The 25,426-nt window shown below is 35.4% G+C and carries 18 protein-coding genes; all 18 read left to right on the forward strand.

Translation table 11 applies throughout. The features are described 5' to 3' along the window. Positions 1-447: 447 nt before the first annotated feature. The 18 genes from LPC09_RS05920 to LPC09_RS06005 all read left to right on the forward strand — a co-directional run bounded on the left by LPC09_RS05920 (position 448) and on the right by LPC09_RS06005 (position 25,413). Complete coding sequence (locus tag LPC09_RS05920; protein WP_231309208.1) at positions 448-4,236, forward strand: S-layer protein; 3,789 nt, start codon at positions 448-450, stop codon at positions 4,234-4,236. A gap of 196 nt (positions 4,237-4,432) precedes the next feature. Continuing rightward, positions 4,433-5,908 (forward strand): potassium/proton antiporter, encoded by a 1,476-nt coding sequence (locus LPC09_RS05925; RefSeq protein ID WP_098796626.1) that lies wholly within the window; start codon positions 4,433-4,435, stop codon positions 5,906-5,908. 169 nt (positions 5,909-6,077) lie between these two features. Then, positions 6,078-7,082, forward strand: coding sequence for a LacI family DNA-binding transcriptional regulator (locus LPC09_RS05930; RefSeq protein WP_231309209.1), 1,005 nt, complete (start codon positions 6,078-6,080; stop codon positions 7,080-7,082). Between the two features lie 26 nt (positions 7,083-7,108). Beyond that, positions 7,109-8,059: a sugar kinase gene (locus LPC09_RS05935; RefSeq protein ID WP_231309210.1), complete on the forward strand. Its 951-nt coding sequence runs from the start codon at positions 7,109-7,111 to the stop codon at positions 8,057-8,059. 66 nt (positions 8,060-8,125) lie between these two features. Then, positions 8,126-8,773: a bifunctional 4-hydroxy-2-oxoglutarate aldolase/2-dehydro-3-deoxy-phosphogluconate aldolase gene (locus LPC09_RS05940; protein ID WP_218012738.1), complete on the forward strand. Its 648-nt coding sequence runs from the start codon at positions 8,126-8,128 to the stop codon at positions 8,771-8,773. Positions 8,774-8,871: 98 nt separating this feature from the next. Beyond that, positions 8,872-9,942 carry a mannonate dehydratase gene (gene uxuA / locus LPC09_RS05945; RefSeq protein ID WP_231309211.1) on the forward strand — a complete coding sequence of 357 codons (1,071 nt, stop codon included), beginning with the start codon at positions 8,872-8,874 and terminating at the stop codon, positions 9,940-9,942. Positions 9,943-9,944: 2 nt separating this feature from the next. Next, a complete protein-coding gene (locus LPC09_RS05950; protein WP_231309212.1) occupies positions 9,945-10,793 on the forward strand; it encodes an SDR family oxidoreductase in 849 nt (282 codons plus the stop codon). 1,130 nt (positions 10,794-11,923) lie between these two features. After that, positions 11,924-12,688, forward strand: coding sequence for a DeoR/GlpR family DNA-binding transcription regulator (locus tag LPC09_RS05955; protein ID WP_098796603.1), 765 nt, complete (start codon positions 11,924-11,926; stop codon positions 12,686-12,688). 127 nt (positions 12,689-12,815) lie between these two features. Beyond that, positions 12,816-13,571: a 2-dehydro-3-deoxy-D-gluconate 5-dehydrogenase KduD gene (gene kduD, locus LPC09_RS05960; protein ID WP_098796602.1), complete on the forward strand. Its 756-nt coding sequence runs from the start codon at positions 12,816-12,818 to the stop codon at positions 13,569-13,571. 57 nt (positions 13,572-13,628) lie between these two features. After that, positions 13,629-14,459, forward strand: a complete 831-nt coding sequence (gene kduI / locus LPC09_RS05965; RefSeq protein ID WP_098796601.1) for a 5-dehydro-4-deoxy-D-glucuronate isomerase — start codon at positions 13,629-13,631, stop codon at positions 14,457-14,459. Positions 14,460-14,848: 389 nt separating this feature from the next. After that, complete coding sequence (locus LPC09_RS05970) at positions 14,849-15,469, forward strand: YesL family protein (RefSeq protein WP_098796600.1); 621 nt, start codon at positions 14,849-14,851, stop codon at positions 15,467-15,469. Between the two features lie 108 nt (positions 15,470-15,577). After that, the gene (locus LPC09_RS05975) at positions 15,578-16,516 is read left to right on the forward strand and encodes a carbohydrate ABC transporter permease (RefSeq protein WP_098796599.1); all 939 of its coding nucleotides are present in this window, start codon (positions 15,578-15,580) and stop codon (positions 16,514-16,516) included. A gap of 12 nt (positions 16,517-16,528) precedes the next feature. Further along, complete coding sequence (locus LPC09_RS05980; protein WP_098796598.1) at positions 16,529-17,362, forward strand: carbohydrate ABC transporter permease; 834 nt, start codon at positions 16,529-16,531, stop codon at positions 17,360-17,362. 138 nt (positions 17,363-17,500) lie between these two features. Then, positions 17,501-18,868 carry an ABC transporter substrate-binding protein gene (locus tag LPC09_RS05985; RefSeq protein WP_098796597.1) on the forward strand — a complete coding sequence of 456 codons (1,368 nt, stop codon included), beginning with the start codon at positions 17,501-17,503 and terminating at the stop codon, positions 18,866-18,868. Positions 18,869-18,945: 77 nt separating this feature from the next. Then, positions 18,946-20,760, forward strand: a complete 1,815-nt coding sequence (locus tag LPC09_RS05990) for a cache domain-containing sensor histidine kinase (protein WP_231309213.1) — start codon at positions 18,946-18,948, stop codon at positions 20,758-20,760. Then, positions 20,760-22,379 (forward strand): response regulator transcription factor, encoded by a 1,620-nt coding sequence (locus tag LPC09_RS05995; RefSeq protein WP_098796595.1) that lies wholly within the window; start codon positions 20,760-20,762, stop codon positions 22,377-22,379. Before LPC09_RS05990 ends, LPC09_RS05995 begins: the two co-directional genes overlap by 1 nt. Before the next feature lie 19 nt (positions 22,380-22,398). After that, positions 22,399-23,538: a glycoside hydrolase family 88 protein gene (locus LPC09_RS06000; protein WP_098796637.1), complete on the forward strand. Its 1,140-nt coding sequence runs from the start codon at positions 22,399-22,401 to the stop codon at positions 23,536-23,538. A 24-nt stretch (positions 23,539-23,562) separates the two neighbouring features. Then, a complete protein-coding gene (locus tag LPC09_RS06005) occupies positions 23,563-25,413 on the forward strand; it encodes a DUF2264 domain-containing protein (RefSeq protein ID WP_098796594.1) in 1,851 nt (616 codons plus the stop codon). The last annotated feature ends 13 nt before the right edge of the window (positions 25,414-25,426 follow it).

Raw genomic sequence — 25,426 nt, forward strand, 5'->3', positions numbered from 1 at the left:
AGAGAGATGGTCTTCATAATCACTGACCTAGAGACAATCATCAAAGCAAGAAAGCTATCTATGGTGTTGCACTTATAAATAATGTAAAAATAACACTAAATCAAGTAAAGATAGTGTCATTAAAAACAATCAATTATGTGAAATAATGAAAACGCTAACATAATAAAACACTACTCCTAATCTGACTTTCTAAAACAGGTTAGAACTGATATTGGAAACCAAACCCCAATACAGCTAACATATCCATCTCACATAAAAGGAGGGATCAAAAAAGGTTTCATAATAGTTAGTCCATCATATCTCCCACTATTACCTCTACTAATCTCTACTAGTGAAGCCATACATAAACAGCTTCGATGGTCTATAAAAAATGAAACTATTTTTCTACTAAAGAAGGAGAGACTAAATTTATTACTCCCATTCATTTTCAGAAAGGAGTCATGCATTTTGAAGAGAAAAACATTTAAGAAACTTATTGGGATATCTTGTGTCGCCTCTATGCTTTTGGGTTCAGGTGTATTTATGAATACTAATGAAGCTAAAGCAGAAGTCATCACTAAAACAATTACAATCGATGGAACAAAGGTAGATGAACATAACCGATTCAAAGGATTTGGAGCAGTTACAGCAAATAATACATCTCGTTTAATGTTAGATTACAAGGAAGAACATCCTAAAGAATACTGGGAAATAATGAATAAACTTTTTAATAAAAACACAGGAGCTGGTTTAGCGCATGTGAAGGTAGAGTTAGGTGGAGATGTGAACTCTTCATCCGGAACTGAGCCTGCGACTATGAGATATGAGGATGAGCCTGCTAATGTACTGAGAGGGGCAGGATTTCAATTTGCTGCTGATGCAAAATCGATTAACGAAGATATTACAGTTGAAATTTTGCGTTGGGGGGAGCCACGATTTTCTTGGAACGGTGCTTCAGCAGGAAATTACGAGAATCGATATCAATGGTATAAACAAACGATTGATGCTGTGTATGAAGAGTATGGCTTCAAGCTGGATTATGTTGGTATCTCCCAAAATGAACGTGCACAAAATAACAATGGAAAAATTGAACTTGAGTGGCTTAAATACTTTACTTCAAAAATGAAAGAAGAGCCGAATTACGAAAGTGATTATAAACATATTAAACTAGTTGCTGCTGATGGTTATCGTGATACATCGACAATTAGTCGTACATTGCTTGAACATCCAGATTTGATTGATGAAATTGATGTGATTAGTTCTCATTATGGTTTAACAGGCTCAAATGAACTAACACAATTGCAAAATAAACTGATTAATGATGGAAAGAAACCTAAGGAAGTTTGGGTATCAGAGGGAATTGCCCCAATGATTAATGCCCGTTATCGTGAAAATATGGAGCCAAACTACAAAGGACTTGGAGGAAAGGCTGGAATCATTGATGTTACATCGCGAATTATTTCGGTCTATTCATGGACAGGAGCAACGAATAACCCACTAAACGCTGTTTCATTTGATTTTCAACCTTCTGTTGCAGCATTTTATGAAGGCTCTCAGTATAATCCAAAGCATCTTATTAGTGCATATGATCCGTGGTCAGGCTTCTATGAAATTGATGGAGGATTACAAGGAGTCCGTCATGTTATGAATTTTGTAGGTTATGATGACCATTCTACACCTGAAAACGAGCGGTGGATGTATGTGAAAGATGCGTCATTTAGTGACGGTAACTTTTTTGATGGTGGAGTAGACGTTGACACTAGTACTCATAACTATTTAACGTTAAAAGATCCAGAATCAGCTGATTATACAACAGTGTTTGCCAATAACACGAAAGAAACTCGCAAATATAAAATAAAAGCCCAAAACCTAAATGGAAAAGAAGATGCACCGATTTATGTTTGGGAAACACGAGGAGCAGACAATGGACAAAGTTATGATGCTAATTGGTTTAAGCATATCAATACTGTCACACCAAAGGACGGAGAATATGAAATTGAAGTGAAGCCTTATTCTATCGTAACGATTTCAACTTTAGATAGAGAATCTGAAGTAAAAGATTTTGAATATGAATCAGAGCCTGTTGATGTTTCAAAAGACACGATTTTACCTTTACCTTACAAGGATGATTTTGAATATAAAAACTATCCTGTTGATGAAAAAGGCAGAAATTATGTTGAGCGTCGTGGAGGAACACCAAGATATACAACAGATCAAATTGGAGCTTTTGAAGTTGTTCAGAATGCAACAAAACAGAAAACGAGTGGAAGTGCCGAACGTGTTGAATTGAATATTCCAGACAGCAAAAAACATGGTAATATGCTGCAACAGATGATGACACCTGATACCATCGGAGCAGATTGGGCCGTTTGGGGTGGTAGAGACGGTTCAGCATCAACTAGTAATCCTAATACGACGATAGGTGATCATCGTTGGGTTAACTATAAGGTTTCTTATGACTTTTTACTAGATACTCATACACCTGAAGTAGAAGGTAGAAGTAATTATGCGCTTATAGGTGTGCGTCAAGTAAAAGCTGGTGGAGCAGATTCACATGCCCCATACAATGCACGAGTATTTTCTGATGGTCGGTATGAAATCCTGAAGCTTGGTAAAGTTGAAAAAAGTGGAACAATTAAAGGTTTCAATAATAAAGAGTGGCATAACCTAGCGTTTGAAGCAAAAGAAAACGAGTTTACACTTTATTTAGATGGTGCTGATATTGACTCGTTTACGGATGAAGATTCAACTGTAATGGCTGGTAGAGTAGCATTAGGTTCTGGTTATTACGAAACTTTAATCGATAATTTACGTGTTGATCCAATAAAAGGTTATACGTATCAATCAGACAAATATGACAGTGCACAAGGTAAGAAATATGATACAGAGGAAGAAGCTTTTAAAAATTCTGATTCATTGAACCCGATTGGATATGTTGGTGACTGGAACTATACTCAAGCTGGTTACGCTCATTTTAACCGTACACAAATGACAGCGAGTACAGATATTCCGGTTTGGAATGGGGTAACAGTAGGTTTCAGAGATTCGACAAGTGTTCAAGGGACGTTAAACAAGGTGTTTTATTCAGGTAGCTGGTCATCAAACGGTTCTAACACTTGGGGATCAGAAGGTGATTCTTTTGAAATAGCATTTAAAGGGACTGAAATAAGGTTATTTGGTGAGACAAATCCATCAAATGGAACAGCAGATATTTACCTTGATGGAGAGCTAGTAGGAGAGGCAAATTACTTAAATAACAGTTCGATAACTCAAATGGTTTGGTCTGCAGAAAATCTTGAGGATAAAGAACACACACTTAAAGTCGTTTCTAAAGAAAAGTATACTAGCTTCACGAAAGCTGAAATTACAACAACTGATCCGGTATTAGCAGTTAAGAATATGGGACCAAGAGATATGGTTAAAATATCTGATGAAGCAGAAATAGGGAATAACGAAAACACTGTTTATGCATTTAGAAAAAACAATGCTTGGGGATCTAACAATACGAATGCATGGGCGAATTTCGATGATGATCCTTATATCTTAATCAATTTTACAGGATCAGGCATTGACTATCTTGCAGGAACTGGAGAGAAGTCACTTTATAATTTCGAGCTTGATGGAGTAGATGTAGGTGACTTTGCTGTCGATCCTAAAACAGGCGTAAGGTATTCTGTAAGAGGACTTGAAGAAAAACCACACACATTGAAAGTATCATTAAAAGATAATGAACGCAAAGAGACGTTTATGGATTACAGAGGAGTGAACATTTATAGTACTCCTGAAGCGAATAGCGCTAAGAGTAGCATGATCTTTCATTTTGAAGGGTCCGGCTTTAACTTATTTGGTGCTACTCCAGATGCTTTAATCGATGTTTATATTGATGATCTTCTGATTGAAGAAGATTTCAGAATTTATGCAAAGGGAGACAGACTAAACTCTTATCACATTAGAGGCCTTAAAGATACAAAGCATACAGCAAAAATTGTTGTTAAAGGCGGTACATTTACTTTAGATGGTATTGATGTTATTAAAGGTAAAAATAAAGTGGAAGTAAATAAGGAAGAATTGCAGAAACTGTATGATACACATAAAGATAAAAACCATAAAGATTACACAAACGAAAGCTGGAAAGTATTTCATAAGGCATTACAAACTGCCAAAGAAGCATTGAAAAACCCACAATCTACACTAGAAAAAGTAGTTGCAGCACAGCTTGGTCTAGAAGCGGCAGTAGAGGAATTAGTTGAACAATAAATAGTAGAATATAAAAAAGCCTGGAATAATGAGATATTTTCTCCAACTATTCCAGGCTTTTTCATGTCTATGCTAATTTGTTTTACAATAAACAGCGTCATTCATGTTTTTTGTGGGGCAAAATATTATAATAAAGGTATTGTACTTAAATTAAAAACAATTAGATGTATTTCACACCAAAGAGAGGAGTTAGGTTTTGGAGCATATAAATATAGAATATTTTATTTTTTTCACAGCGGTGCTATTAATTCTAGGAGTACTAACGACTAAATTTTCAACAAGATTGGGTGTTCCTGCTCTTGTTCTATTCTTAATGGTCGGAATGATTATGGGTAGTGATGGGTTAGGTCTAATTCATTTTGATAATCCTGAGCTAACACAATTAATCGGGATATTTGCTTTAGTTGTCATTCTGTTTGAAGGTGGATTACAAACAAAATGGTCATCAGTTAAAGCTGTGACAGTTCCCTCGTTATCTCTTGCAACAATTGGGGTTTTGCTTACGACAATTGTTGTTGCAATAGCGGCAAAACTAATCTTTGATGTAAGCTGGCTTGAAGGATTTTTATTTGGAGCAATTGTTGGTTCAACAGATGCTGCGGCGATATTTGCCGTATTAAAGGGACAAAATATACGTGATAGATTAAGTTCAACACTTGAAGCGGAATCTGGAACAAATGATCCAATGGCAATGTTTCTTACATTATCTATTATTGAGTTAATGACGGTGGATAATTCTTCATACTTGTTGTTAATAGGTTCATTTATTTGGCAAATGGGTGCTGGATTAGTGATGGGTCTTCTTTTTGGTAAGTTTGCAGGGTTTGCAATCAATAAAATCAATTTAGATTCAAGTGGTCTTTATCCGATCTTTGCCTTAGCCTTTTCACTATTAACATATAGCTTAACTGACATTATTGGTGCAAGTGGGCTGTTAGCTGTTTATATTGCAGCACTTGTGATAGGAAACGGAGATTTAACTTACCGTCACTCAATCTTCAGGTTTAACGAAGGCTTTGCGTGGATGATGCAAATTTTAATGTTTATCATTTTAGGATTGTTAGTGTTTCCATCACAGTTTTTAAATACTTATATTATTTTTAAAGGTCTTTTATTGGCAATTATTTTAATTTTTATTGCTCGACCAGTAGCAGTTTTTCTCTCGACAATAAAATTAGGATTTACGAATAAGGAGAAAGTATTTCTGTCTTGGGCAGGCTTAAAAGGTGCAGTTCCAATTGTGCTTGCAACGTTTCCGATGACGATGGGTCTGGAAAACAGTCAGCTAATTTTTAATGTTGTCTTCTTTGTTGTGTTAACATCTGCCTTAATACAAGGCTCTACGATTTCGTTGATAGCAAATAAGTTAGGGCTGAATGGTCCTAAAAAAGTAGAGGCACCACATTCATTGGAACTTGTTTCAATTGGTAAAGCTAATGCAGAAATTGTTGAATTTGAAGTAAGTGAAACGTCTATTATTACAAATAAGCTGTTAAAGGATATAAAGTTTCCTAAAGAGGTACTTATCAATGCCATCATCAGGAATGGAGACTTGGTAACACCTCATGGGGAGACAAAAATTCAGTCAGGTGACTTTCTTTATATTCTGGTTTCAAAGAGAAGGGAAAAAGAATTAACAAGTTTCTTAAATAGTAGTGTGGTAAATGATTAGGTATGAAAAGGTGTAGGCTATAAAAGCTACACCTTTTTTGAACAAAACAATAAAAATCAATTCTTGATGGTTACATATAAATGTCGTATAATTCAAAGTAGTTAAAAACTAAACCGGTTTAGTAAATCGGTTTATAATTAGGTAATTCGATTTTGTATTGGAGAGAAAAATGAAAGCGATCACGATTTCTGATGTTGCCAAACAAGCAAATGTATCAAAAAGTACCGTCTCACAATATTTAAACAAACGCTATGATTATATGAGCGAAAAAACGAAAGGGCGAATAAGTCAAGCAATTGAAGAATTAGGCTATCAGCCGAACATTGTTGCTAGAAGCTTAAAGCAAAAGTCCACCTCAACAATAGGGGTGATCGTGGCAAATATTTTGCATGCGTTTTCAACTCAAGTTATACGGGCAATTGAAGATATATGTAATGAACAGGGATTTCATATCATTGTTTGCAATGCCGATGATGAACCAGAAAAGGAAAAAAACTACATTGAAATGCTAATTGCAAAGCAGGTGGATGGTCTAATCATTTTCCCAACTGGCGGAAATATTGATCTTTATAAAAGTTTGATGAAAAGAAAGTACCCACTTGTGTTTTTTGATCGAGTTGTAGAAGAAATTTCAGCATCCACAATTATGCTAAATAATGAAAAGGCTATCAAAATGGCTGTTGATCATTTAGTCGACAAAGGTTATGAACAAATAGGGATCATGACAACATCTATCTCAAGGCATGTTACACCACGTATTGAGCGAATCAATGGATACAAAAAAGCATTACAAGAAAACAATTTAGATTTTAATGAAGAATATATTAGTACTCTTGATCTTCATCAAATTCAACAAGGCTTAAAGGAAATGCTTTCTCTGGATTGTCCTCCACAAGCAATTATTGCCGGGAATGACCTAACTCTCATGGAGATCTTAAAGTTTACAAAAGCAAATAATGTATCTATTCCAGAAGATTTAGCCATTATCGGAATTGATGATGTTTCATTTGCTAGTTTTTTCACCCCCCAATTAACAACAATTGCCCAACCAACCTTTGACATGGGGAAAAGAGCTGCAGAGTTACTATTAAATAAAATTAAGGATCCTGAATATCAAGAGAAAACAACAGTATATCGTTTTGAACCTGAACTTGTGATTAGAAATTCTTGTTAATCAAAATCAAAGGAGTGAATAGTGTAATGAAAGATATCATTACAATCGGTGATGCGATGATTACGATGAATCCAAGTGCAAAGGGGCCAATGCGTTTTGTTCATACATTTGAACGAAATGTTGGAGGAGCCGAACTAAACTTCGCAATTGGTTGTGCAAGACTTGGCTTACAGGCAGGATGGATCAGTCGATTAGGTAATGACGAGTTTGGTCGCTATATTCAACACTTTGTTCGTGGAGAAGGAATTGATACTTCACAAGTAAAACTAGTTGATGGTTATCCAACATCCGTTAATTTTAAAGAGGTGCTGGAGGATGGAACAGGGAGAACGTTTTATTACCGTATGAAGTCTCCAACTTTAACGTTAACACCTGAAAGTTTAACAGATTCATATTTTGAGAATACAAAGGTTCTTCATATCACTGGAGTATTTCCGGCAATTGATGAGAAAAACGTGGAAATTATAAAACGTTCGATTACTTTAGCTAAACAACATAATTTACTTATATCATTTGATCCAAATATTCGCTTAAAGCTTTGGAGTAAAGAAAGAGCAAAAGAGGTTTTAACAGAGATTCTTCCATTTGTTGATATTTTCTTAACAGGTGTTGAAGAAGCTGACCTATTGTTAGGAACTACAGATGAAAATGAAATTATTGAAAAAGCAATAAATATGGGTATTTCATATGTTGCGATTAAAAAAGGTGATCAAGGTTCAATTGGCTATCATAATGGAAAAACAGTAGAATCTCCTCCTGTTCCACCAAAAAAGGTTGTTGATACAGTAGGTGCTGGTGATGGTTTTGATGCAGGCTTTGTTTATGGTGTTCTGCAAAATTGGTCATTAGAAAAAATTCTTCACTTTGCAAATACAATTGGATCAATGGTTGTTGGTGTTTCAGGAGATAATGAAGGGCTTCCTTATTTGGAAGATATTCAAATTAGATTAGGTGAAAGGGATTTTATTGAGAGGTAACTATGCAAGAATAAAATATAAATAAGTTAGGAGGAAGTTACGATACACTCGTAACAAAAACATATGATAAAAAAACTTGATATTTTAAATAGAATTGTAGAATCGGGCGTTGTTGCTGTTGTTCGTGCAGAAGATGAAACAGAAGCAGTAAGCATTTCAAATGCATGTATTGAAGGTGGCATTAAAGCAATTGAAGTAACATTAACTGTGCCAGGTGCAACTGAAGTAATTCAATCGTTAAAAGAAAAATTTCATTCAGATGAATTAATTCTTGGTGCAGGAAGTGTGCTTGATAGTGAGACTGCTCGAATTGCTATTTTGGCGGGTGCTGAGTATATTGTCAGTCCATGTTTTGATAAAGATACAGCCATGCTTTGTAATAGATATCAAATTCCATACATGCCTGGTTGTATGACAATTACTGAAATAAAAACAGCTATGGAATATGGAGCAGATGTTGTGAAGCTATTCCCAGGAAATACATTTGATCCTTCAATTATTAAATCAATTAAGGGACCTATTCCCCAAGCCTCTGTTATGCCAACTGGTGGGGTAAACCTTCAAAATGCAGATCAATGGATTAAAAATGGGGCGGTTGCGATTGGTATCGGTAGTGATTTATCAAAGCCTGCTAAAACAGGAAACTTTGATGAAGTAACAAAACTAGCAAAGCAATATTGTGAGATTGTAAAAGAAGCTAGAAATAGTATCTAACTAGAGTTTACCGTTTGAAGAAATAAATGAAACAGCTCATGGAACACAAACATTTTCCTTGCTTGAAATCTCTCAGGCAATCTAGGAGGTTAGTTAATGTGAGAATGACATTTAGGTGGTATGGTGAGGGAAATGACAGCATTACCCTTAAGCAGATCAAGCAAATTCCTGGGGTGGAAGGAATTGTGTGGGCACTTCATGATGTTCCGGCTGGTGAAGAATGGCCGATGGACAAAATCAACGAAGTGAAAAAACAAGCAGATGAATATGGATTGAATATAGATGTTGTTGAAAGTGTTAATGTTCATGAAGATATTAAACTAGGATTTCCTACGAGAGATAAATATATTGAAAGCTATAAAAGAACAATAGAGAAGTTAGCATCAGTTGGTGTAAAAGTGATATGCTACAACTTCATGCCTGTTTTTGATTGGACGAGAACAGAATTATTTAAGGAAATGGAAGATGGTTCAACAGCTCTTTTCTATGAAAAAGCAAAAGTTGTTGATATGGATCCAAATGAATTAGTCGAAGATATTTCTAAAAACTCAACATTTACATTGCCAGGCTGGGAGCCAGAAAGATTATCACGATTAAAGGACCTTTTTGAAGCTTACAAGGGCGTTACACAAGAAGATTTATTTCAAAATCTAGCATATTTTCTAAAAGAAGTAATTCCTTGTGCAGAGAAAAACGGAATAAGAATGGGGATACATCCAGATGATCCGCCATGGCCTATTTTCGGATTACCAAGAATTGTGTGTAATAAAGAAAATATTAGAAGGATTTTAGACGTTGTAGATAGTAAATCGAACGGTGTAACACTTTGTAGTGGATCACTTGGAGCAAATCCTTCTAATAATATTGCGGAGATGGTACGCGAATTTGCAGAGCGCATTCCGTTTGCACATATTCGAAATGTAAAAGTCTATGAAAATGGTGACTTTATTGAAACATCTCATCGAACATCTGATGGTTCTGTAGATATTTATGAAATTATTAAAACATACCACGAAATAGGCTTTAATGGTTATGCTAGACCAGATCATGGTAGACATATTTGGGATGAAAAATGTAGACCAGGCTATGGCTTGTATGACAGGTCATTAGGTATCATGTACCTTTGGGGAATTTGGGATTCATTAGAAAGAGCACACGGGAGGAACTAATGATGCTACCGATACATGATCAATTAAAAGGCCGAGTAGCTGTTGTCACAGGCGGAAATGGTGTTTTATGTCGCTCAATGGCAAAAGAACTTGCGAGGCAAGGAGTTAAAGTGGCCATTCTTAACAGAACTGCTGAAAAAGGTGAAAGAGTAGCTCACGAAATTAGAGAACTCGGTGGAGAAGCGATTTCTATTTCATGTAATGTACTTGATGTTGAGAGCGTGAAACAAGCGGAAGAAATCGTATCAAAAGAACTTGGTATTTGTGACATCCTAATAAATGGAGCAGGGGGAAACCATCCAAGCGGCACGACCACAAACGAAACATTAAACCCTGATGACATTAATAAGGAAGGTCTGCAAACTTTCTTTGATTTAACAAAAGAGGGCTTTGGCTTTGTTTTTGATTTAAACATGGTTGGAACATTACTTCCGACACAAATTTTTGCAAAGAAGATGGTGAATCGTAAAGGTGCAATTATCATCAATATGTCATCAATGAGCGCTCCATCACCGATGACTAAAGTTCCAGCATACAGCGCTGCAAAAGCAGCAATTGACAATTTTACCCAATGGCTTGCAGTACATATGGCTGATGCTGGTATTCGTGTGAATGCAATAGCACCCGGATTTTTCCTTACTGAACAAAATAAAAATCTACTGAAAAATGAAGATGGCAGCTTAACAGATCGTTCTGAGAAAATTATTGCACATACCCCAATGCGAAGATTTGGTAAACCAGAAGACTTACTAGGAACACTGCTTTGGTTAGTAGATGAAACCACTGCAGGCTTTGTAACAGGTATTACAGTTCCTGTTGATGGTGGATTTATGTCATATTCGGGTGTTTAGATGTAATTGTTAAAAGCTTCTATTATTAAAATAACTAATATGAAAGCGCTTTCCTATAATCGTAAGTAGTTCGGTTTTCGAGTACAAAAACTTATTCATCAGACAAAAAAGATGCAGCCAAATTCGCAACTGAATTGGGCTGTATCTTTTTTGTTGCTTATCAAGGCTTTTCATAAATGACGCTAATTGGCATTGCTTACAACAGGTCACAAAGATAGTGGAAGTGACGAGTTTGTTTTGCTAAATTAATTGGGGTGAAAGTGGTGGGTTTTTGGATATTCAAGTTAGATAAAACTTTTTCGTGGAGGTATAGGAATTGATAGGCGGAGAAGTTCCGGTTAAGTTATATACTAGATGCTTAAGAAGCCGATATAAGCGGATATATTCCGGTTAATTTCTCTATATATAACTAAATTTAAAGATTATGTTCAAATAAGCGGAAAAACTCACCTTATTTTGCGGATAATATTGATATTTCACGATTTAAACGGAATTTTTCCGTTTATTTTTTTTTCTAATTTAATGAAAACACAACTATAGAGTGCAAAATACTGTAATAATACATGGAGACAATCTTCCAAGCATTTTTGCTAATCAAATTATTGGTTAATATAAGTGCGATTACCGTTCGATTAGTACGGTTATTTCTAATTATGTACTTCAAAACTGAACTCGTTAGTTTAAGAAAACGTCATTTATTATAGTTGTTTTTTAAGGTTGTTATTTTGTAACTTTTTTCAAAACGATAGTGTAATGGAGCGGAAGACACTCGACTCCTGCGGGAGGTAGAGGAAAGGCTGAGACCCCGCAGGCGAAGGCGAGGAGGCTCAGCTTCCTCCCCGCGGAAAGCGAGTGTCTGTAGCGCAATGGAACGAACATGTTCTGATCTGTATCAATAAAGTATGCTAAGACACCACTAATATATTTAAAATTACAAAAAAGTCTAGAGAAATAACCAATGAAATAATATACGATATTTACGAAATGAAACATTAAAGATAAAATTAATACAATAACGAACAACAGGAGAGTTTCTAAATAAAGAAAACTACACCTTTTATACTAGGTTTGTTTTTGTTCAATCCTGTCCTATAATAGTAAAATAAAGAAAATAACGGGGGACATATATAATGCTTGCAGTGGAACGGCATGAACGTATTTTAGATCAACTAGATAAAAATAAGATTGTAAAAGTATCTGAGCTTAGTAAGCTGTTAGATGTAACAGAGAAGACGATTCGCGGTGATTTGGAATTGTTAGAAAAAAGAGGTCTTCTAAATCGAATTCACGGTGGGGCGGTATTGGCAGAGGATGAAGGAAGAATGCTACCTATTGCTGAACGACAATCGGGTTATAGTGATGTAAAATCTGCGATTGCAAAAGAGGCCGTCAAACTCATTGAACCGAATGAAACGATCTTAATGGACGGAGGCAGTACGACGATTGCTATTGCAGAGTTACTTGGGGAATTTCCTATCACCGTCATTACAAATGATTTAAAAATAGCCAATGTTTTACTTACAAAAAGCAATGTTCAATTAATGGTTTTAGGTGGAACAAGAATTGATAAATCTTCTTCTTTAATGGGGGCCCAAGCAACCGAGATGCTAAAACGAATGAGAGTGAATCGTTTATTTTTCGGTACAACAGGAATCTCAATCGAACATGGATTAACAGTTTTTAATAGCATACATGCTGATTGGAAAAAGCAAATCATATCATGTGCTGATCATATTACATTGTTAGCTGATTCATCAAAATTTGAGAAGGTTGCTCTAATACAATTTGCAAAATTTGATGAAGTAAATGAAATTGTAACAGATACAAATCTCGACCCACAGATAAAAGAAACATTAGAACATAGTCATGTGCGATTACATCTTGTGAATGTATAAAGATTAGAAGAAAAGATGGCAAAACGAACAATTAATCGTTGTCATCTTTTTTATTTATGTTATAATCAAACTATAATGAACTTAAACAAACAATAAAGAACATATTGGTACAAGAGGAGGTTCGAAAATGGGTTCACTTTTTTCGCTAGAAGGAAAAGTTGCTCTATTAACAGGAGCAAGTCGAGGACTAGGACAGGGAATGGCTGTTGGTCTAGCAGAAGCAGGAGCAACTGTTATTGGAGCCGGTATGAGTGATATGTCTGAAACAAAAGAAAAAATTGAAGCGGTTGGTGGCGTATTTCATGGTCTGAACATTGATTTATCAGTAGATCACGCTGCTGGACAATTAGTGTCAGAGGCTCTCAAACTAACAAAGAAGATTGATATTTTAGTTAATAACGCAGGAATTATTAGAAGATCTGATGCAGAAAATTTTTCCGATGATGATTGGTTTGAAGTAATTAAAGTCAATCAACACTCTGTTTTTCAATTATGCAGAGAAGTTGGTAAACATATGCTTGAAAATGGCTCAGGTAAAATTGTGAATGTTGCCTCCATGCTTTCATTTCAAGGGGGATTAAGAGTACCAGCATATACAGCGAGTAAACATGCTGTTGCTGGATTAACAAAATCTCTTGCGAATGAATGGTCAAGTAGAGGTGTGAATGTAAACGCTATCGCACCAGGATATATGGAAACAGATAACACAGCACAGCTTCGTGCAAACAAAGATCGAAATGAGTATATTACTTCTAGAATTCCACAAGGTCGCTGGGGTACACCTGAAGACCTAAAGGGTGCTGTTGTCTTTTTAGCATCAGATGCTTCAAGTTATGTGAACGGTCATATTTTATGTGTTGATGGTGGATGGATGAGTTCATAAACACTTTAGTGTTCTTATATTAGGAAGTAAAAAGCAAATTCGAAAGGGGAATTTATAATGGAAATCAGACACGCTACAAATCCAACAGACTTTAAATCATATACAACGGAAAGATTAAGAAATGATTTTTTAATTGATTCACTTTTTGTTCAAGGTGAAATTAACATGACATACTCTCACTATGATCGTGTTGTAACTGGTGGGGCAATTCCAACTAGCCAATCTCTTAAGTTAGAGGATCAAGAAACATTAAAAACAGACTATTTCTTAGAAAGACGCGAAGTTGGAATTATTAACATTGGCGCTGAAGGTACAGTTTTAGTTGATGGGCAAGCTTATACTTTAAATAAAAGAGACTGCTTATATGTTGGTATGGGGAACAAGGAAGTGCTATTTGAAAGCAGCAATGCTTCTGATCCTGCAAAGTTTTACATTGTTTCTACTACAGCACATAAGCAATATCCTACAAAAAAGGCACCAATCGAAGATGCAGAACCAACTCATTTAGGTTCTGATAGTGAATCAAATAAGCGTACAATCTATAAATATATTCATGCAGACGGTATTCAAAGCTGTCAACTAATGATGGGAATGACGTTATTAGAGCCAAACAACATGTGGAATACAATGCCTGCTCATTTACATGACCGTCGTATGGAAGTTTACCTCTACTTTGATATGGATGAAAATTCAAGGGTTTTCCACTTCATGGGTGAGCCTAAAGAAACTCGTCATCTTCTTGTGAAAAATGAACAAGCGGTCCTTTCACCACCATGGTCTATTCATTCAGGTGTTGGAACAAGTAATTACACATTCATTTGGGCAATGGCGGGAGAAAATTATACGTTCACAGATATGGATGCTGTGAAGATGGAAGATTTAAAGTAAATAAACAATTTAGATAAAAGTAACGAAAACTAACAAGAAAAATAGTGCATGACTCTTTTTAAAGAGGTGCACTATTTTTTATTGTTAGGAAAAGTTGTCACTGCATTAATTGGGGACAATGCTTTGACATTCAGCTCCAGCAGTCTGACTTTTGGTCAAAAAAGTCAGATGCCTAGCACCTCGAGGTCATAAGCCAATTTAGAATATAGGGCAAAGAATGCCTTCTATTCTAAATCGTCTTATGCTTGTCGGTGCTGAACGAGGCGCTTGCGCTTTTGTCATGAAAAAGTAAAAAATTTATAAAAAGTAGTAAAAAATATGCTACATCACTTAAAATCATTCACTCTATTATTAAACGTAATACTTCAACATGAAATGGAGGAGACGTTGTGGAATCGTCTAGCTGGATGGGAGGCTTGTTACGAGCTTGTGATTGGATTAGTAAGTTAGCGTATCTTAATTTACTTTGGTTGGGCTTTACAGTAGTTGGATTTGGTGTTTTTGGTTTTGCACCTGCGACCGTGGCTATGTTCACAATTTTACGTAAGTGGATAATGGGGGAAAGTAGTCACGCAATCTTTCCTTTATTTTTGTCAGTTTACAAAAGTGAATTTAAGAAGGCGAATATATTATGGAGTTGCCTTTTAGTTTCAGCCTTATTTATGTATGTTGATTTGGTGTTAATTAACTCAATGCAGGGAATTTTACATTATATGTTTTTGACTTTCTTTGTTATAGCTTTCATTACAATGCTAATGATCACAATGTATATATTTCCAGTTTATGTTCATTTCAAAGGTTCGGTCCTTCACTACTTTAAATCTGCTATCCTACTAGGTGCTTCGTTTCCAGGTCGAACTATTTTAATGATGCTATCAGTAGGAACTGGGGGTTTCGTTAGTATACTTTTTCCTGGTGTTGGTATTTTGTTTTTTGGAAGTGGAATTAGCTTTGCATTAATGTACTTCTCTTTTTCAATTTTTAAGACGAAGCTAGAAAATACAAAATAGTTTAAGTTAGAAAGTAAAAATTATTATAACTTTCATCAAAATACTGTTAAGTAATTGAAATTTTTCTTCCTTATAATAAATGTATATTACAAAGAGAGGTGATACCCGATGAGTACAAAAACAGAAGTATCAACATCCTCAGATGTTTCGCTAAGTAAGAAAAGAGGATCAGTTAAAAGAACGGAAAGTTTAGCAGGGTTTTTATTTGTATCACCAATGCTAATCGGTGTTTCGATTTTAGTGTTACTGCCAATTTTTGCGACTTTTATTCTTAGTTTTGCAGATTGGAAGTTTATTCAAAGTATTGATCAGTTAAAGTGGGTAGGCTTTAATAACTTTATAGATTTGATGGACGATAAGGTTTTTTTAAAGTCTCTATTAAATAATGCACTCTTCATCTTTACTGTCCCTATTTGTATGGCATTTTCATTATTATTAGCTGTGGTTATTGATAAAAGCGTTTACATGAAGAGTTATTTTAAAGTCGCATTTTTCATGCCATATATTTCAAGTGTTGTAGCTATTGCGGTTGTCTGGCAGGTGTTATTCCATCCTTCTGCAGGACCGATTAACCAAACATTGATGGCAATAGGAATTACCGATCCACCAAAGTGGATTGCCGATCCAAATTTTGCATTAATTTCGGTTATGTTAATTCAGATTTGGATATCAATTGGCTTTAACTTGATTATCTATATTGCAGGCTTACAATCGATTCCACAAGAACTATACGAAGCAGCTGATATGGATGGAGCAAATTCTTGGGTGAAATTCCGTCATATCACGTTTCCGATGGTATCACCAACATCCTTTTTCTTATTAATTACAGGTATTATTTCGACGTTTAAAGTATTTGACCTGATCGCTGTATTAACAAAAGGTGGTCCTCTACATTCAACAAGTATGCTTGTATGGCACTTATATGATACAGCTTTTGTTAATCTAGATATAGGTTATTCCTCAGCAATTGCTGTGATATTATTTTTGATTGTTTTCTTAATTACAATCTTTCAATGGATTGGTCAGAAAAAATGGGTTAATTACTAAAGGGGGGATAATATGAAAAGCCGTTTAAATGTTCAAAAAGTAATCATCACCATCATCATATTCATCGTTAGTATCATGTTTTTACTGCCGTTTGTTTGGATGCTTTCAACCTCGTTTAAGATAGAAGCAGATGTATTTAAGTTTCCGATTCAATGGATACCAGAAAGATGGAATGGCTTTAATAACTACGAACAAGTATGGTTTGGTGAATTTCCGTTTTATCTTTATTATTGGAACTCTATTAAAGTAGCTGTTCTCACAACACTTGTATCATGTACGGTTTCAGCTTTAGCAGCTTATGGATTTTCTAAAGTTGATTTTCCTGCTGGGAAATGGTTATTTCTTATTGTATTAGCGACTTACATGGTTCCACCTCAAGCAAGCTTGGTGCCACAATTTATTTTATATCGAAATATAGGGTTGTTTGATAGCCATTTAGGGCTTATATTGTTAGGAAGCTTTAGTGTTCTAGGAACGTTTATGTTACGTCAATTTTTTATGGGAATTCATAATGAATATATAGATGCAGCGAAAATAGATGGCGCAGGTCATTGGCGAATTTTCTGGTCTATTGCTTTACCAATTGTCCGTCCCGCAGTTGCTACTTATGCGATCTTAAGATTCATATGGACCTGGAATGATTACCAAAATCCATTAATTTTTCTACGTACAGATGCCTTATACACGATTCAATTGGCAATGCAAAAGTTTACGACAATTAATGGAGAATTTTATTCTCTTATCATGGCTGCAGCTGTATCGGCAATTCTACCATTATTAATCGTATTTATTATTGGTCAAAAGCAAGTTATTGAAGGTATTGCACTTGGTGGGGTAAAAGGATAATCAACATAAAAGTCAAATTATTCTTAATAGTAGTAAAATTATTTACATTTGATGATGAGTACCCTTTGCTATAATTCGTGTTGTAAGGGCTTTTCAATAAAATGAAAGCGATTAATAAATGAATAAGGGGGATGTAAGATGAAGAAAAAGTTTTGGTCAACAGTGTTTGCATCTACAATGCTTGTTGGTGCCTTAGCAGGCTGTTCTGGTGGTGGGGGAGAAAGTGCTTCTGGATCGGAAGAAGAAAAAGATACAAATACATCCGAAGAAGCAGTTACAATCAAATTTCATACTCACGGTAATGAAACTAGCTACAATTGGGAGAAAACAATTTCTGCTTTTGAAGAGGAGTATCCTAATATTGACGTTGATTTAGTTATTCTTAGTGAAAAAGGTGACACTCAAGAAGCAACGCAAAAGCTTGATTTAGCTGCTGCATCTGGTGAACAGCTGGATGTTCTTATGTTTAGTGATCCAGCAAGCTATGCCCAGCGTGTTGCTTTAGGGATGGTAGCACCGATAGATGAGTTTATTGAAGAAGAAGGATATACATTAAGTGAAGATTATAAAGTTGACACCAAAATTGACGATAGCTACTATGCTTTACCAGGTAAATTTAATCCATGGTATGTTCTAATGAATAAAAATCATTTAGATGAAGCAGGTTTAGAAGTACCAACGGATTGGACTTGGGATGAGTATATGGAATATGCGAAAAAGCTAACAACTGATGATCATTATGGAACATATTTCCATGGTCCACAGGGTGGTGGCTGGATGGAATTTATGAAATTAGCTCTTGCTAGTGAAGAAGATAATACAGAGTTCGTTAAAGCTGACGGAACATCAAACTTTGATAGTCCTTTATTCAAGAAAACGTTAGAAATGCGTGCTCAAATGGAATTAGAAGATAAGTCATCAGTTCCTTATACAGATATTATCTCTCAAAAGCTTCATTATCGTAATCAATTCTTTGGTCAAGATGCAAGCACGATTTTAATTGGAAGCTGGATGAATACAGAGCTTGGTGGAACAGATCAATTCCCACTTGATTTTAATGTAGCTGTAGCACCTTATCCGAAAAATGAATCAGGAGATGAAGGCGGCTATACACCTGTTACAACTGACTTTATGTCTGTTGCTGCAAATTCAGAGCTCAAAAAAGAAGCATATACATTTATTCGCTGGTATACAACTGAAGGACAACTTGTACAAGGAAAAAATGTTCCTTCATGGAACGGTGTAAGTGATGATGAGCTAGGCTCTATAATCGATGGAATTTTAGCTGGTACAGCAACACCGGATAAGGTAGATCGTGATTCACTTGTTAGCGTTCTGAAAAATGCTAAATCATCTAAAATCATTCCGCCTGTAGCTTATCAAGCAGAGCTATATAAGGTGGTTAATGAAGAATATGAAAAACTAATTCTAGGTGAACAAGATATTGATGCAACATTAAAAGCAACGCAAGAACGTGCACAAGAAATAATCGACAATAATCAATAGTCGTTTGATAAAATAATATTTAGGGGCGTAAAAGCCGTTTCCGCCCTCAAACTTTTTCTTAATGAGGAGGATTGGTTATGTGGAATCGGATACAGCAAAAGCTGACGCCCCATTCTTTTCGTTATAAAGTCATTTTAACTTCCATTATTTGCATCGTGATTCCTGCTATTATAACGTTGTTTATCTACAGTTATTTAACAAAAGATGCCATGAAGGAGCAAGCATTATCAAATGCAAATAGAGAACTTATCTTAGCCAGTGAATATGTAACAAAATTACTTGATGATATGCTGTATGTTGCTAATTTTGTTCAAATAGATTCAGAGATTAACAGCATATTAAAAAAACATGCTAAAGAAGATAAAAACCAAGTTGTACAACAAAATGAATACTACGAAAATTATATGGAATACAGCAAAGTGGCAAAAACAATTGAAAACATTACATTGCTTGGTGAGAAGTCATATGTAACCATTCTCCTGAAAAACGGAAAACATTACACCAATTACTCTTTGAGTGAATATAATCCTGAACAGCTCTTCCAAGAACCATGGTTCAAAGAACTAGATGGAGTTTTTGGGTATGAAGCTGTGTGGATCGGTAGTCAGCCAACAGTATTTCAATCTGAACAAAAATCGAACCCCTATCAAATATCTGTCGCAAGAACGCTAAGAGATTCAAATCTAAAAATTTACGGATATGTAGTCGTGACAATCATGGAAAACAAAGTAAAACAAGCATTTGAGAGCATGCCTGGTAAAGAAGAAATGATGTTAGTTGATTCTTCTAATAAGATATTATCACATGCTGATAATGGAAAAATTGGAACATCATTTCCTTATCTAGAGCAAGTGAAAAAGAAAGACTTCTCAAATATAATAACGTTTTCAAATCAAGATTACCTCTACGCAGACCACAAGATTTCTTATACAGGATGGAAATTAGTATCAATAAATCCATATAAACAAGCAACCTTTAAAATTAACTCGATTTTTAATAAAGTTTTTTTGGCTCAATTGATCTCATTTATTATCTTTTTTCTTCTATTAACTTATGTTATTCAAACCATTACAAAACCACTTGTTCACTTAGGCGATGTCGCATCATCTGTACAAAGTGGAAATTTAAATGTTCGTTCACATATTCACAGCAAAGACGAAATAGGAAGACTTTCAACTTCGTTTGATTCAATGCTTGATCGAATTAATGAAATGATTCGAGAAATCACTGAAACTCAAGTAAGAAAACGAAGAGCAGAATTTGCTATGTTACAGGCTCAAATTAATCCACATTTTCTATTTAATGTCTTAAATTCTATTCGGATGAAAGTCATGAAAAAAGGTGATTATGAAAGTGCTGAAATGATTAGCTCTTTATCTAAGCTATTGCGAATGACTATTGATAAAGATAAGGGAATGATATCGTTTAAAGAAGAGGTAGACATTGTTAAAGATTATGTCACTTTAATGAATATGCGCCAAAAAGAAGCGGTGAAATTTGAAATTAGTGTTTCAGCAGCTGCTTATTTGGAAGCGATACCAAGATTCATTCTACAACCTATTATTGAAAATTCCATTATACATGGACTAAACCAAAGTGCCGGGGAAATTTTGTTACATGCTTATGTTAAAGGAAATGATTTTTTAATTACGATTGAGGACAATGGTGAAGGTATGGATGAAGAGTCATTAAAAAACCTTCGAAATAAGCTTCGTCTAAATTCGGATTCAATAACTGTGCAAAACAAGAGTGGTTTCTCAAGTCTTGGAATCTCAAATGTATATGAACGGATGAGAATGACATTCGGTGATACTTTTCATATGGAAATTGATAGCGAAAAAGGAAAGGGAACAAAGGTAGTGATGTCTGTTTCTAGAGGGGGGAGAAGATAGTGTATAAAGTAATGCTAGTAGATGACGACTATCCTGTTTTGGAGCTATTATCTGAAATAATCGATTGGGAACAGTTAGGGTTAACACTTCAAAGTACTCATGAAAATGGAGCGAATGCACTCCAGCATGCCTTAAATGAAATGCCGGATATCCTAATTACCGATATTGGGATGCCAAAAATGAATGGAATAGAGTTAACACAAAAATTAAAGGAATTAAACCCTAATATAAAAGTGTGTATGTTAACTTGCCACAACGAGTTTGAATATGCACATAAAGCATTAAAACTAAATGTTCAGGATTATCTTCTAAAAGATACACTTAACCCAAAAGATTTAGATGTCTTATTAGACAAAATAAAAAAAAATCTTGATGAAGAAAACAGTAAAAAACGAAAAGAATCTCAATTAGAAAATATAGTAGAAAGAAATCGTGAGTCTATGAAACGTGATTTTCTGCGGAAATCAATCTATCAACAAATTTATAACCATAAAGATTGGTATGATGAAGCATATTCTCTTGGGTTAAATTTGAAAAGCTCTACTTACATTCCTGTACTATGTTTTGTTCAAGAATATCAAGCAGCTAAAGAGTCTTTTCAATCAGAAGACACATTAGTGTTTTCTATTCAAAATGTTATAGGTGAAGTACTTAATCATCATGATGATGGAGCGATTCACTTTACATTAGGAAGCAAAGAATCGTTCCTATTTTTCTCCTATCATTCAACCTTAAAAGCAGACAGTTATGGAAGAGCGTATGAATGCATAAGAAAGATTCAAAATCATGTTTCTAAAACATTAAATATTTCTCTTTCATTTTTAATTGGTGAATTAATAGATGATCAATCATCCTTTCAAATAAAGAGTAAAAGTTTACTAGAAAGTACACAGCAACGTTTTTATATGGAGAAAGCTACAGTCGAAAAAAAGCGTCATGAAGAAAGCTCAAGAGAAAGTTTATTTGAATGGTATGATGAAGCATCCTTTGAAATAAGGCAGCTAATTATTGCTAAAGATGTTTCAAAAGTAAAGCCGGTAGTCACAAAATGGATAGATGTATTCCGAGAAAAACAATATTCCGCAGAAATTGTGAAGGATTGGGTATTGAAGCTTTTACTAGATCTTAAAGTGAAATTGAAGGCTCTTCAGTTTTTTGGAACGAAATCCTCAGATGAAGTGCTACATGAAGAAATTCTAAGTATTGATTCATTATCTGATTTAAGAATTTGGCTTATCAAGTATTTTGAAATGCTTCTTTTGGCGGTTAATGATGTTAGTACCCAATCACGACGTAAGGAAGTAATTGAGGCATGTAAATATGTAGAAGTTCATTTAGAGAAGAAGATAACACTTGATGAAGTTGCGAATGTTTTGTATTTAAATCCGAGTTATTTTAGTAGACTTTTCAAAAAAGAAGTTGGAGAGACATTTGTAGAGTATGTAACGAAGGCAAAGATGACGAGGGCAAAGGAATTACTCGAGCAAACTACTGATTCAGTCGGCAAAATTTGTGAAAGACTTGGGTATGATAACCAAAGTTACTTTATTAAGGTATTCAAAAACTATGTAGGAACTACGCCTATAGAGTTTAGAGGAGAAAAAAAACAGGCGAACTAAAATGAGAAAGGGAGATTTGATGGTTAGTAATCAAACATGGGTAAACGAAGCATGGGAAAAGACTACTATAAAAGTTAAGAGAACAAGTGAGAAAATTGGAGCAAATTTTCCACATGCAAGTGTAGATGGTTCTTATCAATTAGAAGCACCTTCTTGGTGGACAGCGGGATTTTGGCCTGGACTTCTATGGCTAATGTATCGTGAAACGAAGGAGAACTCTTTTAAGGAAATAGCTGAACAATGCGAAGAGAAACTGGATAGTGTTATCACAGACTATTATAAGCTTGATCATGATATGGGATTTATGTGGACGTTAACAAGTGTGGCAAGATATAAGCTTTTAGGTGAAGAAGACTCTAAAAGACGTGCTCTTTTGGTGGCGAACTTATTAATGGGAAGGTTTAACTCTGAAGGTAATTATATTCGTGCCTGGAATCCGTGGCATGAAGGTGAAGACAATTCGGGGTGGGCGATTATCGATTGTTTAATGAATCTTTCTCTATTATTTTGGGCCTCAGAGGTAACGGGAGATCCACGTTATCAGCATGTTGCTAAAAAGCATGGCGAAACAGTTTTGGAAAACTTTATTCGAAAAGATGGTTCCGTTCACCATATCATTCGGTTTGATCCGGAAACTGGTGAACGAGTTGAAGCAATTGGAGGCCAAGGTTTTTCTAAAGATTCTGCGTGGTCCAGAGGAACTTCGTGGGCTGTATATGGGTTAACGTTACTTTATAAACACACACAAGAAGAGAAATATCTTCAAGCTGCTAAAAATGTATCACACTTTTTTATTGCCAATCTACCAGATGATTACGTGCCATATTGGGATTTTAGATTACCAGACAACATAACAAAGCACCGTGATTCATCTGCAGGAGCAATTGCTGCTTGTGGATTACTTCTTTTAAGCAGTTTAGTAGACCCTACTGAGCAAAGAATATATAAAGAAGCAGGCACTAACATTTTAAAATCTCTTTTTGAAAATTACGGAGCTTGGGAAGACGTTAATGAAGACGGGCTAATCCTTGAAGGAACAAGTCATTATCCTGAAGGAAAAAATATAGATGTTCCACTTATTTATGGCGATTACTACTTTGTTGAAGGGCTTGCAATGTTAAGGGGACATAAACAGTTATTTTGGTCTGTTGATAAATAACTTCGAGAGGAAATGAGGGATAATATGCTTACCAAAAAAAGGTCATTAATAGGCAATCCTCTTAAAACTAAGCAAGATGTTGCGGATGCATTCAAAGAATTGTGTGATCCATTAAAACAATATTACAGTAAAGGGTTTGCTAGATTAACACTTGGTAACACGAGTGCAGCTTATGCTGATTCCACTGCAGGCCTAGAAGGATTCTCACGGGTATTATGGGGATTAGCTCCCTTGCTTGCGGGAGAAGAAATGGAAGATGAGTTATGGGAGATGCATCTGCAAGGCATAAAAAATGGAACAAACCCTCGTCATGAGGAATATTGGGGCGAAATATCAGACTATGATCAAAGAATAGTAGAGATGGCTGCTTTTGGTCTTGCTTTGATTCTGATTCCGAATAAAATATGGAACCCTCTTAGTGAGGAAGAAAAGAGAAATTTTAGCAGTTGGTTAAGTCAAGTTAATCAATTTCAAGCTCATGATTGCAATTGGCTCTTCTTTTCTGTTCTTGTTAATTTAGGCTTTCAGAGTGTTGGTCTGCCGTATGAGTCAAAAAAGGTAGAGGAAAATTTAGATAGAATTGATACATTTTACTTATCAAATGGCTGGTACTCAGATGGTACCGACGGTCATGTTGATTATTATGTTCCTTTTGCTATTCATTTTTATAGTCTGATTTACGCGAAGGTTATGGAAGATAAAGATCCGATTCGTTCGCAGAAATATAAGGAACGAGCAGAAGTATTTGCAAAAGAGTTTATCACTTGGTTTTCTGCAGATGGTTCGTCTCTTCCTTATGGTAGAAGCTTAACATACAGATTTGCTCAATCATCGTTTTGGAGTGCTGCTGTTTATGCAGGGATAGAGCCTTTTTCATTAGGTGTTATGAAAGGGATTCTTCTGAGAAATCTAAGATGGTGGTTTCAGCAACCTATCTTCAATGATGCGGGTGTGTTAACTATTGGTTATTCGTATTCTAATCTAGTAATGGGTGAAAATTATAATTCACCAGGCTCTCCATATTGGGCGTTAAAATCATTCTTGCCTTTAGCACTACACAAGGAACATCCTTTTTGGAAAGTAGAAGAAGAACCACTACCTGAGATCGATAAGAAGGTTGTTCAAAAAGAACCACATATGATTATTTGTAGAAATGAAAAGAGTGATCATGTTTTAGCTTTTAATTCGGGTCATCTTTCAACAAATGAACATACACATACTTCAGCAAAATATGAAAAATTTGTTTATTCAACTTCATTTGGCTTTAGTGTACCACGTGCAGAATGGGGGCTTTCCCAGGGGGCTTTTGATTCTATGCTAGCCTTAAGTGAAGGAGATAATCTTTACCGAGTAAAAAGACATTGTGAAACCTATAAAGTGGATGATGACTATATTTATAGTAAGTGGAAGCCTTGGCATGATGTAGAGGTGGAGACGTGGCTTGTCCCAGGTACTCCTTGGCATATTCGTGTTCATCGAATTAATACTAATAGATTACTAGATACCGCAGATGGTGGCTTTGCTTTAGGAATTGAGGATCAAAAAGTAAATTCAGATTTAGTCACAAACCAAGCTGATAAAGCTTGTATTGCTTCAATGTCTTGGGGAGCTAGCGGAATTCTGACACTCATTGGAGGAGGAGATGCAGAATTAATTTATCCTAACTCCAACACGAATATTCTTCATTCACGTACGGTTATTCCGACCATTAAAACGAGAATAAACCCAGGTACTAGCATTTTAGTTAGTGCGGTTTTTGGTGAAACAGAAGAGAGCTATTACAAAACGTGGGAAGAGGCGCCTGTTGTAGAGGTGGATGCCAACCGAATATCAATAAAAGCTTTGAACGAAAAAGCTATTGAGATCCATATTTAGTGAGGTGGCTTAT

Source organism: Metabacillus sp. B2-18 (genome assembly GCF_021117275.1).
Taxonomy (GTDB): domain Bacteria; phylum Bacillota; class Bacilli; order Bacillales; family Bacillaceae; genus Metabacillus.